At 64.1% G+C, this 12,659-nt stretch carries 14 protein-coding genes; 7 read left to right on the top strand and 7 right to left on the bottom strand.

Features of this window, described 5'->3' with window-relative positions; all coding sequences use genetic code 11:
• Window positions 1-21: 21 nt before the first annotated feature.
• Together AC0V7N_RS11325 and deoA are read left to right on the top strand one after the other, a co-directional pair.
• Window positions 22-831 carry a purine-nucleoside phosphorylase gene (locus AC0V7N_RS11325; RefSeq protein WP_475457431.1) on the top strand — a complete coding sequence of 270 codons (810 nt, stop codon included), beginning with the start codon at window positions 22-24 and terminating at the stop codon, window positions 829-831.
• Complete coding sequence (gene deoA / locus AC0V7N_RS11320) at window positions 831-2,150, top strand: thymidine phosphorylase (protein ID WP_475457429.1); 1,320 nt, start codon at window positions 831-833, stop codon at window positions 2,148-2,150. Before AC0V7N_RS11325 ends, deoA begins: the two co-directional genes overlap by 1 nt.
• Here deoA and AC0V7N_RS11315 read toward each other — a convergent pair whose 3' ends face one another.
• The 3 genes from AC0V7N_RS11315 to AC0V7N_RS11305 all read right to left on the bottom strand — a co-directional run bounded on the left by AC0V7N_RS11315 (window position 2,151) and on the right by AC0V7N_RS11305 (window position 4,591).
• Window positions 2,151-2,714 (bottom strand): TIGR02281 family clan AA aspartic protease, encoded by a 564-nt coding sequence (locus AC0V7N_RS11315; protein WP_475457427.1) that lies wholly within the window; start codon window positions 2,712-2,714, stop codon window positions 2,151-2,153.
• 120 nt (window positions 2,715-2,834) lie between these two features.
• Window positions 2,835-3,464, bottom strand: coding sequence for a uracil phosphoribosyltransferase (gene upp, locus AC0V7N_RS11310; RefSeq protein ID WP_172234653.1), 630 nt, complete (start codon window positions 3,462-3,464; stop codon window positions 2,835-2,837).
• 152 nt (window positions 3,465-3,616) lie between these two features.
• A complete protein-coding gene (locus AC0V7N_RS11305; protein ID WP_475457425.1) occupies window positions 3,617-4,591 on the bottom strand; it encodes an adenosine deaminase in 975 nt (324 codons plus the stop codon).
• Window positions 4,592-4,725: 134 nt separating this feature from the next.
• Here AC0V7N_RS11305 and ubiE point away from each other — a divergent pair, with 134 nt between their 5' ends.
• The 3 genes from ubiE to coaBC all read left to right on the top strand — a co-directional run bounded on the left by ubiE (window position 4,726) and on the right by coaBC (window position 8,704).
• A complete protein-coding gene (gene ubiE / locus AC0V7N_RS11300; protein ID WP_475457423.1) occupies window positions 4,726-5,502 on the top strand; it encodes a bifunctional demethylmenaquinone methyltransferase/2-methoxy-6-polyprenyl-1,4-benzoquinol methylase UbiE in 777 nt (258 codons plus the stop codon).
• A 67-nt stretch (window positions 5,503-5,569) separates the two neighbouring features.
• Complete coding sequence (ubiB, locus tag AC0V7N_RS11295; RefSeq protein ID WP_475457420.1) at window positions 5,570-7,144, top strand: 2-polyprenylphenol 6-hydroxylase; 1,575 nt, start codon at window positions 5,570-5,572, stop codon at window positions 7,142-7,144.
• 90 nt (window positions 7,145-7,234) lie between these two features.
• A complete protein-coding gene (gene coaBC, locus AC0V7N_RS11290) occupies window positions 7,235-8,704 on the top strand; it encodes a bifunctional phosphopantothenoylcysteine decarboxylase/phosphopantothenate--cysteine ligase CoaBC (protein WP_475457418.1) in 1,470 nt (489 codons plus the stop codon).
• Window positions 8,705-8,767: 63 nt separating this feature from the next.
• On the opposite strand, the gene AC0V7N_RS11285 is transcribed toward coaBC, so the two are convergent.
• Both AC0V7N_RS11285 and AC0V7N_RS11280 read right to left on the bottom strand, forming a co-directional pair.
• Window positions 8,768-9,349, bottom strand: coding sequence for an invasion associated locus B family protein (locus AC0V7N_RS11285; RefSeq protein ID WP_475457416.1), 582 nt, complete (start codon window positions 9,347-9,349; stop codon window positions 8,768-8,770).
• Between the two features lie 36 nt (window positions 9,350-9,385).
• Window positions 9,386-9,541 (bottom strand): hypothetical protein, encoded by a 156-nt coding sequence (locus AC0V7N_RS11280; protein WP_475457414.1) that lies wholly within the window; start codon window positions 9,539-9,541, stop codon window positions 9,386-9,388.
• A 160-nt stretch (window positions 9,542-9,701) separates the two neighbouring features.
• Between AC0V7N_RS11280 and AC0V7N_RS11275 the strand changes: the two genes are divergently transcribed.
• Window positions 9,702-10,010, top strand: coding sequence for a hypothetical protein (locus AC0V7N_RS11275; protein WP_475457411.1), 309 nt, complete (start codon window positions 9,702-9,704; stop codon window positions 10,008-10,010).
• A gap of 128 nt (window positions 10,011-10,138) precedes the next feature.
• Window positions 10,139-10,615, top strand: coding sequence for an NUDIX hydrolase (locus tag AC0V7N_RS11270; RefSeq protein ID WP_475457409.1), 477 nt, complete (start codon window positions 10,139-10,141; stop codon window positions 10,613-10,615).
• 9 nt (window positions 10,616-10,624) lie between these two features.
• Here the strand turns inward: AC0V7N_RS11270 and AC0V7N_RS11265 are convergent, their stop codons facing one another.
• Together AC0V7N_RS11265 and AC0V7N_RS11260 are read right to left on the bottom strand one after the other, a co-directional pair.
• Entirely contained in the window at window positions 10,625-11,476 is an 852-nt protein-coding gene (locus tag AC0V7N_RS11265) for a citryl-CoA lyase (RefSeq protein WP_475457407.1), read from the bottom strand.
• Entirely contained in the window at window positions 11,473-12,657 is a 1,185-nt protein-coding gene (locus tag AC0V7N_RS11260) for a CaiB/BaiF CoA transferase family protein (protein ID WP_475457405.1), read from the bottom strand. The genes AC0V7N_RS11265 and AC0V7N_RS11260 overlap by 4 nt, the downstream gene beginning before the upstream one ends.
• Window positions 12,658-12,659 lie beyond the last annotated feature (2 nt).

Genomic DNA, 12,659 nt, shown 5'->3' with positions numbered 1-12,659 from the left:
TCAAATGAAGAGATGGCTGCAATGACCGAAAAGGCGGTGGACCATCTGATCGAAAGGCTGGACGGCCTGGCGCCGTCGACAGCACTGGTGCTGGGGTCGGGCCTTGGCGTCCTGGTCGACCGGATCGAGCACCCGATCCGCGTCCCCTATGCCGACCTGCCGGGCTTTCCCAGGAGCGGCGTCAGCGGCCATGCCGGCGAAGTGGTGGCCGGGCTGTTTGCCGGCGTTCCGGTGCTGATGCTGTCCGGCCGCGCCCATTACTATGAGCACGGCAATGCTGCCGCGATGCGCCCGGTGCTGGAAGTGCTCGCCGGCGTCGGCATCACCAAACTGATCCTCACCAATGCCGCCGGTTCGGTCGACCCGGACATGCCGCCGGGCTCGGTGATGCTGATCACCGACCACATCAATTTCTCCGGCAGCAACCCGCTGATCGGCGAGCCGAGCGACCGCCGTTTCGTCGGCCTCACCGAAGCCTATGATGCCGGCATCCGCAAGGCGATCGAAGGCGCGGCGAAGGCGACCGGCACCGCGCTGCACAAAGGCGTCTATATGTGGTTCTCCGGCCCCTGCTTCGAAACGCCGGCCGAAATCCGCATGGCGCGCATCATGGGTGCCAACGCGGTGGGTATGTCCACCGTACCGGAAGTCATTCTCGCTCGCTTCCTTGGCCTGCGCGTCGCCGCCTGCTCGGTCATCACCAATCTGGCGGCCGGCATGACCGGAGCCGAACTTTCGCATCAGGAAACCAAGGACATGGCGCCGGTCGGCGGGTCGCGGCTGGCAACGGTCCTGCACAGAGTGTTCCGCGACGGACTGCTGGAGAGCTGATGCTTCCGCAGGAAATCATCCGCCACAAGCGAGACGGCCACAGGCTGTCTGCTGGTGAAATCGCCGCCTTCATCGACGGCGTGACATCGGGCGCCGTCAGCGATGGCCAGGTCGCGGCTTTTGCGATGGCGGTGTTCTTCAATGGCATGAACCGCGACGAGGCCGTGGCGCTAACGCTGGCCATGCGCGATTCCGGCGATGTGCTCGACTGGTCGGATCTGCCCGGCCCCGTCACCGACAAGCATTCGACCGGCGGCGTCGGCGACAATGTCTCGCTGATGCTGGCGCCGATCGTCGCTGCCTGCGGCGCCTATGTACCGATGATCTCGGGCCGTGGCCTTGGCCATACCGGCGGCACGCTGGACAAGATGGATGCGATCCCCGGCTACACCAGCCAGCCGGATATCGCACTGTTTCGTAAGGCGGTGCTGGAAACAGGCTGCGCCATCATCGGCCAGACCGCCGATCTGGCACCGGCCGACCGCCGGCTCTATGCCATCCGCGACGTCACCGGCACCGTGGAATCGGTGCCGCTGATCACCGCCTCGATCCTGTCGAAGAAGCTGGCTGCCGGTCTGGGCTCGCTGGTGCTCGACGTCAAGGTCGGCAATGGCGCCTTCATGGAGAAGTCGCGTGACGCGACCGCGCTTGCCAACAGCCTCGTCGAGGTCGCCAGCGGCGCCGGGCTGAAGGTCTCGGCGCTGATCACCGGTATGAACGAACCGCTGGCCTCGGCCGCCGGCAATGCCGTCGAGGTGCGCAATGCCGTCGACTTCCTCACCGGAAGGTTCCGCGACAAGCGGCTGGAGGACGTGACGCTGGCGCTGGCCGCCGAAATGCTGCAGTCGGCTGGGCTGGTGTCATCCAATCAGGATGGCATGCGGCGCGCCACCGAGACGCTGACCAGCGGCCGCGCCGCTGCCACCTTCGCCCGCATGGTTGCCGTGCTCGGCGGCCCCGCCGATTTCATCGAAAGGCCGGAAAAATATCTGGCCGTGGCGCCAACGGAATTCACGGTCAAGGCGACGACGAATGGCTTCGTCACCGGCATCGCCACCCGCGACATCGGCCTTGCGGTGGTCGGCCTGGGCGGCGGGCGCACCCGGCCTGATGACAAGATCGACCCCAGCGTCGGCATCACCAGGCTGCTGCCCATTGGCGCGGAAGTACATGCCGGAGATGCCCTGGCGCTGATCCACGCCCGCTCACCCTCCGATGCCGAGGCGGCCGCAGCCGCTGCAGTTTCGGCTTACGCGATCGGCGCTTCGAAACCACCAGCGGACAAAACCGTGATCCGGCGGATCCTGCCGCGCGGTTGATTATTGGACAAGCAGCAGCGTGCCGTTTTCGGCCTGGTATTTGCCGAGCCGGTTGAGGAAGCTCATGCCGATCAGATTGGTTTGCAGCGCCTTGTCGTCGAGCACGATGGCCTGCACACTGTCGATGCTGATGCTACCGATCTGCAGGCGATCGATCGTCACCACCGCCGCCTTGATCGTTCCGTTGGCAGTGCTGACCTCACGGTTGAAATCGGACGGGTTGAGCGACAGCCCGATCCGGCGCGCCGTTGACGTATTGACCGCGACCAGTGTCGCGCCGGTGTCGATCATGCCGTCGACCTGACGACCATTGAGTTTGAAGGTCGACGAGAAGTGTCCGCGCCCGTCCGCCGCGACGACGACCTTGCGACCGGTCGGCAGCGGCGCCACCGGCTTGTCGGGAACGGATGCCAGGTTGACCTCCGGTTGTGCCTCGACCTCGGGCTTGGCCGTCACCGCCGATTTCAGCAGGTTTTCGAACATCTGCGGATTCGACTGGTAGACAACCGGGATCGATGCCGATGTACCGGCAAAGATGCTGAGGATGAGAAGCTTGCGCAACATGGATCGGCCTTCGTGAAAGCCGATGCTTATGCCAGGATGGTGTTTGCCGCTTTAACGCGCGTCGAAACCATCGCTTTGCGTAAACATTTGGTAAATCGGACCAGGCAACTTTGCCTGGTACTACTTCGTCCCGTACATGCGGTCGCCGGCGTCGCCGAGACCCGGCATGATGTAGCCCTTTTCGTTGAGTTGGCGGTCGATGGACGCGGTGAACACCGGAACGTCTGGATGCGCCTTGGTGAAGCGCTCGATGCCTTCGGGCGCCGCCAGCAGGCAGAGGAAGCGGATGTTGGTGGCGCCACGCTGCTTCAGCTTGTCGATCGCCGCAATCGCCGAATTGGCGGTCGCCAGCATCGGATCGACGACGATGACCAGCCGGTCGGCGAGATCGCTCGGCGCCTTGAAGAAATACTCGACCGCTTCCAGCGTTTCGTGGTCGCGGTAGAGACCGACATGGGCGACGCGCGCCGCCGGCACCAGGTCGAGCAGGCCTTCCAGCAGACCGTTGCCGGCGCGCAGCACCGAGGCGAAGACCAGCTTCTTGCCCTCCAGCGTCGGCGCTTCCATGGTCTCCATCGGCGTTTCGATCGTCGTCGTCGTCAGTTCGAGATTGCGGGTGACCTCGTAGCCGAGCAGCAGCGATATCTCGCGCAGCAGCCGCCGGAAGCCGGCCGTCGAAGTCTCCTTCTTGCGCATGATGGTCAGCTTGTGCTGGACAAGCGGATGGTCGACGACTGTGACGCCCTTCATGGTGGTCTCCTGACGCATGCGTGTCGCTCGAAACTGCGCGCATGAATCCCCGGGGATATGTCGCGCTTCAAGCTGTCTGGACGAACCCTAGCGACAATGCAGCGGCCAAGGAACCGCTTGGCCGCCACCGACCACAGCTTTGTCGGCAGAAATCAGCGTGCCGCGCCGTTCAGCCTCGCAAGAAGTGCTGTCTTGGTCTTGCGATCGACGAAGGCGGCCTCGATAGCGGTTCTGGTGACGGCTGCCAGCGCCTTCTCATTCATCGCAAAATGCTCCGCTGCAATATCGTATTCGCGCTTCAGCGAGGTCCAGAAATAGGGCGGATCGTCGGAGTTGAGCGTCACCTTGCAGCCGGCTGCTTGCAGCGCCGGGAAGGGATGGTCGGCAAAACTGTCGAACACCTTGAGCGCGATGTTGGAACCGGGGCAGCATTCCAGCACGATGCCTTCGTCGGCGATGCGCCGCACAAGGTCAGGGTTTTCGATGGCGCGCACGCCATGGCCGATACGCGAGGGTTTGATATGATCGAGCGCCGACTGCACGGTCTCCCAACCCGTCAGTTCGCCGGCATGGATGGTGATGCCGAGCCCAGCCTCACGCGCGATCTCGAAAGCCCTGACATAGTCCTCCATTTCGCCCATGCGTTCATCGCCGGCAACGCCGAAGCCGGTAACCAGCGGATGCCCGCAGCGCGCGGCGAAGCGCGCCGCTCGTTCGATCGACTCGACGCCGACATGGCGCACGCCGGTGACGATCATGCGGCCCTCTATGCCGGTCTTGGCCTTGGCGCGGAGCATGCCTTCGCCGAGCGCGTCGGTATAGGCCTTGGGCGACAGGCCGGCCTTCGTCGCATGGTCCGGCGAGGTGAAGACCTCGGAATAGATGGCCCCGTCTCGGGCCAGGCTGGTCAGATAATGGTCGGCCAGCCGCGCATAATCCTCCTCGGTGCGGAACAGATCGGCGGAAAAGTCGTAAGCCGCGAGGAAGGACGTAAAATCGTGCCAGACAAACGAGCCGTTCTGGATATAGGGCGAGGTGTCCTTGCCGTATTTCTGCGCCTGGCGGATAACGAGTTCGGGCGCCGCTGCCCCTTCAATGTGGCAGTGCAGTTCCGCTTTCAAAGGCATTCAAACATCCCGTCGGTCAGTCCAGGTCTTGAAAACCCACCACCTGGAAGCGCGGCTGAACACCGCGCCTTAAACAATAGCGCCCACAGCATCGATCGGCTATGGTCCCGCCGGTTTTATGACGGATCAAAAAAATGTCAGTTGAGAGAACCACGGCCGCGGGCGGCATGGAAACCTCCTATGGTTTCAAGCGTGTAGGGGAAGGCGAAAAGCAGTCCCTGGTCAACGATGTTTTCCACAAGGTCGCCAATCGCTACGACCTGATGAACGATCTGATGTCGGCCGGCCTGCACCGGCTGTGGAAGGATGCCATGGTGACATGGCTCAATCCGCCGAAACGCGCGGGCTGGAAGGTCCTGGATGTGGCCGGCGGCACCGGCGACATCGCCTTCCGCATCGTCGATGCCAGCCATGGCAACGCGCATGCCACGGTGCTCGACATCAACGGCTCGATGCTCAGTGTCGGCCGCGATAGGGCGCAAAAGAAAGGCCTGTCCGGCAACACCGATTTCGTCGAGGCCAATGCCGAGGAACTGCCCTTCACTGATGCCACCTTCGACGCCTACACCATCGCTTTCGGCATCCGCAACGTGCCGCGCATCGATGTGGCGCTCAGCGAAGCGTTCCGCGTGCTGAAGCCCGGCGGCCGGTTCCTGTGCCTGGAATTTTCCGAGGTCGAGATGCCGCTGCTCGACAAGGCCTATGAAGCCTGGTCGTTCAACGCCATTCCCAGGATCGGCAAGATGGTCACCGGTGACGGCGAGCCCTATTCCTATCTGGTTGAATCGATCGCGAAATTCCCCAACCAGCAGAACTTCGCCGCGATGATTTCCCGCGCCGGCTTCGACCGCGTTTCCTTCCGCAACTATTCGGGCGGCATCGCCGCGCTGCATTCGGGCTGGAAGCTTTGAGGCGGCATCGCATTTCCCATCCTCGATATAGCTCGTGCCGGCCGCAAGGCCCGGCCTGGGTGCAGCCATGAGCAGCGTCGGTGCTGGTTTCAGGCTCGCACGGGCCGGCTGGGTGCTGGTGCGCGAGGGCGTCATCGCCGCTTTGCCGGGTGAGGAACTGTCCGGCCTGCCGAAATTCGGCTGGCGGCTGGCGCGGCTGTTTACCCGGCGGCGCGCGCTCGCCTATGAGCGCAGCGACCGGCTGGCCAAGGCGGTGGTCCGGCTCGGCCCGTCCTATGTCAAGCTCGGCCAGTTCCTGGCGACGCGGCCTGACGTCGTCGGCAACGACATGGCGCTCGATCTCGCCATGCTGCAGGACAAGATGCACACCTTCCCGAAGGCCGAGGCGGTCACGGCCATCGAAGCCTCGCTCGGGCGCAAGGTGGGCGATCTCTACGCCGAGTTCGGCGACCCGGTCGCCGCCGCTTCCATCGCCCAGGTCCATGCCGCCGAAACCATCCATGACGGCGTTGCCACCAAGGTCGCGGTGAAAGTCATCCGGCCCGGCGTGCGCCGCCGCTTCTTCCATGACCTCGAAAGCTATTTCCTTGCCGCCCGCCTGCAGGAGAAATACATCCCGTCATCCCGCCGGCTTCGGCCTGTCGAGGTGACCGAGACGCTGGCGCAGACCACCAAGATCGAGATGGACCTGCGCCTCGAGGCGGCGGCCCTGTCGGAACTCGGCGAGAACACCAGGGACGATCCAGGCTTTCGCGTGCCTTACGTCGACTGGGAACGCACCGGCCGCGACGTGCTGACCATGGAATGGGTCGACGGCGTCAAGATGAACAACATCGCAGGTCTTGAAGCCGCCGGCCATGACCTGAAGGCGATCGCCGCCAATCTCATCCAGTCGTTCCTGCGCCACACGCTGCGCGACGGCTTCTTCCATGCCGACATGCATCCTGGAAACCTGTTCGTCGAGGCCAACGGCACCATCGTTGCCGTCGATCTCGGCATTGCCGGCAGGCTCGGCAAGAAGGAGCGCCGCTTCCTCGCCGAAATCCTCTACGGTTTCATCACGCGCGACTATCTGCGCGTCGCCGAAGTGCATTTCGAGGCCGGCTACGTGCCGCGCCAGCACAATGTCGCGGCCTTCGCGCAAGCGATCCGCGCCATCGGTGAGCCGATCCATGGCCAGCCGGCCGAGACCATTTCCATGGCCAAGCTGCTGACGCTGCTGTTCGAAGTGACCGAGCTCTTCGACATGGCGACAAGGCCGGAATTGATCCTGCTGCAAAAGACCATGGTGGTGGTCGAGGGCGTAGCGCGCACGCTCGATCCGGCCTTCAACATGTGGAAGACGGCCGAGCCGGTGGTCGGCGGCTGGATTGCCGGCAATCTTGGCCCGCGCGGCATGATGATCGATGCGCGCGATGGCGCCAAGGCGCTTTTGACGCTGGCCCGCCAGGTGCCCGAGCTTGCCGCGCGCACCGACCGGCTGTCGCGCGAAATCGACCTGATGGCCGAGCATGGGCTGCGCTTCGACGAGACCACGGCGCGTGCCATCGGCAAGGCCGAGGCGCGCTACAGCCGCTCAGGCCGCATGGCGCTGTGGGTGATCGCGCTGACGCTGGTCTATATCGCCTGGAAGATCCTTTAGGCCCAGAAATCGAAGCTCCAGCTCGCAACTTGCGGCAAATTGATTGCATTGCTATCATTGCCATCGGACAGATGAGCAGAGCGCAATCACATGGCAAGCATCACGATCCGCAACCTCGACGATGAGGTCAAGGAGCTGCTGCGCCGATTGGCGGCGGAAAACGACCGCTCCATGGAAGAGCAGGCACGGGTGATGATCCGGGCCGCTGTCGACGGTCAGATCGGACCCGGCCGTATCGACCAGATCGAAAAAACTCTCCGCGAGCTGACCACTGCGCACGGTACAGCGACTCCGGTCGCGGCCCCCGCGGGCAAGGTCCTTCCGCGCGGCAGCCTCTCCGGCAAGCGCATCCTGCTCATCATCGGCGGCGGCATCGCCGCCTACAAGGCGCTCGACCTGATCCGCCGGCTGCGCGAGCGCGGCGCGGCGGTGCGCGTGGTGATGACGTCAGCGGCACAGGAATTCATCACCACCCTGTCTGTCGGCGCGCTCTCGGCCGATCATGTCTTCACCGAATTGTTCGACCGCAATGACGAGCATGATGTCGGCCACATCAGGCTGTCGCGCGACGCCGACCTTTTGGTGGTCGCGCCCGCCACCGCCGATCTGATGGCCAAGCTTGCCAACGGCCATGCCAACGATCTTGCCTCGACCGTGCTCATCGCCACCGACAAGCCAGTGCTGATGGCGCCGGCGATGAACCCGAGGATGTGGGCGCATCCGGCCACCCGCCGCAATCGCGCGACATTGGGCAAGGACGGCATCGCCTTCATCGGCCCGGCCAAAGGCGAGATGGCCGAAAGCAATGAGGCCGGCGAAGGCCGCATGGCCGAACCGCTGGAGATCGTCGCCGCGATCAAGGCGCTGCTCGATGCCGGCCCCAAGCCGCTCACGGGGCGCAAGATCATCGTCACCTCCGGCCCGACACACGAGCCGATCGACCCGGTGCGCTACATCGCCAACCGCTCGTCCGGCAAGCAGGGCCACGCCATCGCCGCGGCGTTGGCGAAGCTGGGTGCTGATGTGCGCCTCGTCTCGGGTCCCGTAAGCATTGCCGACCCGGCCGGTGTGAAGACCATCCATGTCGAGCGGGCGCAGGAGATGCGCGATGCGGTCGAACAGCTTCTACCCGCCGACGCCGCTGTGTTCGTCGCCGCCGTTGCCGACTGGCGAACCGAGAATTCGGCCGGTGAGAAGATCAAGAAAGTAGCGGGTGAAGGCCCGCCGGTGCTGCGCATGGTCGAGAACCCCGACATCCTTGCCTGCGTCGGCCATCACAGCCGGCGACCCGGTCTGGTCATCGGTTTCGCCGCCGAGACGCAGGATCTTTTGCGCAACGCCGAGGCCAAGCTCAGGAAGAAAGGTGCCGATTTCATCGTCGCCAACGATGTATCGCACGAGAGCGGCATCGGCCCTTCAGGCGTCATGGGCGGTGATCGCAACCGGGTGCGGATCGTGTCGAAGGTCGGCGTCGAGGAATGGCCCGAAATGACCAAGGACGAGGTGGCGGCGCGGCTCGCCGCCCTCATCGCAGAACGGTTGAAAACAACAGTCGTTTGACGCGCATTAGATAGGATACGCGGCGCCAGTTGGACGCCGCGCATCAGATTCCGGACTAAGCCGTCAGTTCGACAACAGTTCCGCCGTGCGGGCGAGCGCCCCGCCGAAACCGTTGAGCGGAATGGAAAAGCTCACTGCTTGCCCGGTATCGGCCGCGAAGGCATCGATCTTCAGCGTCGTGCCGTTCTTGAGCAGCGGCGTGACATTGGCATCGAACGCCACCGGCACCAGACAGCCGACCACCTGGCAAGTGTTGAACGCCAGGCTACCGTCGAGCTTCTGGTCGTCGATGGTCAGGGTAACGCCCTTGGCCAGCGCCAGGCCAAACGGCAAGGCAAGGGTCCCGGTCGCGTCGTCGCCGGTCTTGCTCGACAGCTCGATGGCCAGCAGCCGCTGGTTGCTTTGCTTGTTGAATTGCTGATGCGACAGGCTGCAGACCTTGTTCGTGCCCGATATCTGGCAATTGACCGTCCAGTCGCCATGGGTTTCGGACAGAGCCGATGCACCCCCGGGCAGCTGCGGCGCATCGGCGGCGGGCGCCGGCGTCGCCGCTACCTTGTCGCCCTTGGTCTGCGCGGCCATGGCTGGCAGCCCGACAATGCAGGCCACACCCAACATCGCTGCGAAATACGCGCATTTCCTCATCAAGACCTCTCCCGCCGGGCTCCGTCTCGAGCCAGCCTAGAAACTGACCTTGAAAGACGCGCTGACTGCATTCTGTTTGACCGTTTCCCCGAAAGCGCCGTTATACCTGACGGACATGCCGACGCCATTGACGCCATTCAACTCGAGGCCGGCGCCGACCCGATAGAGCGGCGAATCGATCGCTTCCGTCAAGTGCAATGCGGGGTTGCCGGGCAGATTCTCCGCCGCCGCTGGCCGGATGGCCGGCAGAGGGCGTGATTGATTTCAAGGCGGCCGATGTGCCGGCCATGGCATCGCCGGACAAACGCCCTATATACGAAGAATGAACAGGATCTTTCGCAGGAATGAGTGGATGTCTGCGCGCCGACCGTCGATGAAACTTGCATCGGCGGTGCTGGCCGCGGCGATTGTGGCAGGCTTTGCGCTGCCCGCCTCTGCGCAGGTGCTCAATCCCACCACCAACCGCAACGCGTTGATCCAGCAGAACGAGCTGCAGACCTTGCAGAACCGGGTGCAGCGGCAGCAATTTCAGCAGCAGCAACAGCAGTATCGCGCCCAGGACCGCGTGATCGTCCAGCAGCCGCCGCCGGTGGTGCCGCAGGTCAGGCCGAGCTGTCAGACGCAGATAATCGGCAACACGGCTGTGAGCACCTGTCGCTGACAGGTGGACCACTCTTTTAATTAGCCGACTTACATGATAGGGGCCTTCGAGTGCCCCCGCGGCAGTTTGGGTTTTGCAAAGGCGCCACATCACGCTATGGGGCACTTGCACCGACTGGATTTTGACGAATGGCAGCCACCAAGAAAAAGGCCGTGCGCAAGGCCAAGAGAGGCGAGCGGATCCGCCAGGTCGCGGCGATCCCCTTTCGGCGGAACGCGCATGGCGACATCGAGGTAATGCTGGTCACGTCGCGGACGACGCAGCGCTTCATCGTCCCCAAGGGATGGCCGATGAAAGGCAAGAGCGGGCGCAAGGCCGCCACCATCGAGGCGATGGAAGAAGCCGGCGTGCTCGGCAAGACATTGAAGCAACCGGCGGGCACTTATTCCTATTGGAAACGGCTGGCCAACAACTTCATTCGTGTCGACGTCATCGTCTATCTGCTTGAGGTCACCGAGGAACTGGCCAACTGGCAGGAAGCCAAGCGGCGGCAGCGGGCATGGCTGGCACCGGCCGATGCGGCGATGCTGATCGACGAGCCGGACCTTTCGACGCTGGTGGCAACCTTGACGATTCCCGGACCTGTGCCAATCGAAGCCGGCTGAGGCAGTCTCTCAGCCGCTCGTATCGCCGTCTTCGGGGAGAGGGCGTACCGGTGTGCCGGTATAGGCCCACAGCCACTCACGCGGCAGCGGCCCTTTGTTTCGTTCGCTCTGCTGCGACTGCTCCCAGGCATGCGCCAGAATGCCTACAGAACGCGACAGCACGAAGAGCCCGCGTGTCAGGGGCGGCGGGAAGCCGAGTTCGCCATAGATGACAGCCGTGGCGCCATCGATGTTGAGCGGAATCTTCTTGCCCTTGCGCCGCGCGACATCCGCCTCGATCGCTTCGGCGATATCGGCGAACCGCCCATTGACGACGCCACGCGCGGCAAATTCGCGGGTCAGGTCCAGCAGCCGTGGCGCGCGCGGATCGACCGGGTGAAAGCGGTGGCCGAGCCCCGGCACGTAACCCTTTTCCTCGGCGAAGAACCGGTCGAGCCGTGCCGAAACCGCCTCATCCAGTGCCGTTCCGCCATCGATCGCCACGGCGATATCGCCGTAGAAGGACAGCGCCTGCTCGCCGGCGCCGCCATGCACGTCGCCGAGCACATTGATGGCCGAGGCCATGGCGCTGTTGATGCCGACGCCGCAGGTTGCCGCCATGCGGGCAATGGCGATCGACGGCGCCTGCGGTCCGTGGTCGACGGCAGCGCCCAGCGCAATGCCGAGCAGTGCCGCTTGGTCCTCGCTGGGCAATTCACCCCGCAACATCAGCCAGATCATTGCCGGAAAGCTGACGCGGCCGATCAGGTCCTGGACTTCATAGCCTCGCAGCCGGATGACGCCGGGGCTCATCTCGATGATGCCGGTCTGCCACCATTCCTCACCGCGTTCACGGCCAGTTTTCTTCTGTGTATCGCTCATGCCCGGGCCTTTGCCTTGGCGCGTGGCGGCAGGTGGGCGAAGATCTCGTCAATATGCGCGCCCAGCGCCGGCGGCGGCTTCGTCGGCAAAGGCGCTTCACCATCGACCATGAAGCCGCCGCGCAGAACCGTCAGCGGCCTGTCCATCCCGGCCACATCGTCAAAATTCGCGGTCACCTGGCGTTCGAGCACTTGCGGTTCGGCCAGCACTTGCGGGATCGTCAGCACCCTGCCCGCGGGCACGCCGTCGCGATTGAAGATTTCTTCCCAGGCCGCCGCCGGGGCACTCACCAGGGCCTCCTCGATCTCGGCTTTCAGCGCCGCGCGATTGCGCTTGCGTGTCTCGCGCTCGGCAAAGCGCGGGTCCGACGCCAGTTCCGTTCGGCCGATCAGCCGGCACAGCGTCACGAACTGCTCCTGCTTGTTGGCGGCGATGTTCAGCAGGCCATCGCCGGTGCGGAAAGCGCCGGAAGGTGCCGCCGTCATGTTCTCATTGCCCATCGGCTTGGGATCGACCCCTGCCGTCAGGTAGTTGGAGACCGGCCAGCCAAGCGCGGAAAGCGTGCATTCGAGCATCGAAACGTCGAGAAAGGCGCCGGCGCCCGAGGTTTTCTGCCTGACCAGCGCCGCCGCAATACTGAAGGCACCGACCAGCCCGCCCAGCGTATCGGCAACGGGATAGCCGACACGCAACGGTGCCGTCTCCGGCGTGCCGGTGATGCTCATGATGCCCGACAGGCCCTGGATGATCTGGTCATAGGCAGGATTGTCGCGCATCGGCCCGGTCTGGCCAAAACCCGATATCGCGCAATAGACGAGACCGGGGCGGACCGCCTTCAGCGCCTCATAGCCAATACCAAGCCGATCCATCACGCCGGGTCGAAAATTCTCCACCAGCGCATCGGCACTGGCGACCAGATCGAGGAAGCGCTCGCGATCCGCTTCCTTCTTCAGGTCGAGCACTACGGATCGTTTGCCGGCGTTCTGCGCCAGGAAGGAGGCGCCCATGCCGGCTTGGTTGAGCTTTGGCGAGCCGCCGAGCTGGCGCGCCAGGTCGCCGCCTTGCGGCCCTTCGACCTTGATCACGTCGGCCCCGAGCAGTGCCAGCTGATAGGCGCAATAAGGCCCGGCCAGGACATTGGTCAGGTCGAGGACGCGGATACCGGAAAGCAGGTCTGTCATAT

The organism is Mesorhizobium kamtschaticum (assembly GCF_056174585.1).
The sequence above is the reverse complement of the archived record's forward strand: the minus strand, read 5'-3'. Positions and strand labels throughout refer to the sequence as shown.

What these genes read in the sequence shown, in the direction of transcription:
- AC0V7N_RS11325 (WP_475457431.1), top strand. Translation starts at nt 22, where the DNA reads ATGACCGAAAAGGCGGTGGACCATCTGATCGAAAGGCTGGACGGCCTG.
- deoA (WP_475457429.1), top strand. Translation starts at nt 831, where the DNA reads ATGCTTCCGCAGGAAATCATCCGCCACAAGCGAGACGGCCACAGGCTG.
- AC0V7N_RS11315 (WP_475457427.1), bottom strand. Translation starts at nt 2,714, where the DNA reads ATGTTGCGCAAGCTTCTCATCCTCAGCATCTTTGCCGGTACATCGGCA.
- upp (WP_172234653.1), bottom strand. Translation starts at nt 3,464, where the DNA reads ATGAAGGGCGTCACAGTCGTCGACCATCCGCTTGTCCAGCACAAGCTG.
- AC0V7N_RS11305 (WP_475457425.1), bottom strand. Translation starts at nt 4,591, where the DNA reads ATGCCTTTGAAAGCGGAACTGCACTGCCACATTGAAGGGGCAGCGGCG.
- ubiE (WP_475457423.1), top strand. Translation starts at nt 4,726, where the DNA reads ATGTCAGTTGAGAGAACCACGGCCGCGGGCGGCATGGAAACCTCCTAT.
- ubiB (WP_475457420.1), top strand. Translation starts at nt 5,570, where the DNA reads ATGAGCAGCGTCGGTGCTGGTTTCAGGCTCGCACGGGCCGGCTGGGTG.
- coaBC (WP_475457418.1), top strand. Translation starts at nt 7,235, where the DNA reads ATGGCAAGCATCACGATCCGCAACCTCGACGATGAGGTCAAGGAGCTG.
- AC0V7N_RS11285 (WP_475457416.1), bottom strand. Translation starts at nt 9,349, where the DNA reads ATGAGGAAATGCGCGTATTTCGCAGCGATGTTGGGTGTGGCCTGCATT.
- AC0V7N_RS11275 (WP_475457411.1), top strand. Translation starts at nt 9,702, where the DNA reads ATGTCTGCGCGCCGACCGTCGATGAAACTTGCATCGGCGGTGCTGGCC.
- AC0V7N_RS11270 (WP_475457409.1), top strand. Translation starts at nt 10,139, where the DNA reads ATGGCAGCCACCAAGAAAAAGGCCGTGCGCAAGGCCAAGAGAGGCGAG.
- AC0V7N_RS11265 (WP_475457407.1), bottom strand. Translation starts at nt 11,476, where the DNA reads ATGAGCGATACACAGAAGAAAACTGGCCGTGAACGCGGTGAGGAATGG.
- AC0V7N_RS11260 (WP_475457405.1), bottom strand. Translation starts at nt 12,657, where the DNA reads ATGACAGACCTGCTTTCCGGTATCCGCGTCCTCGACCTGACCAATGTC.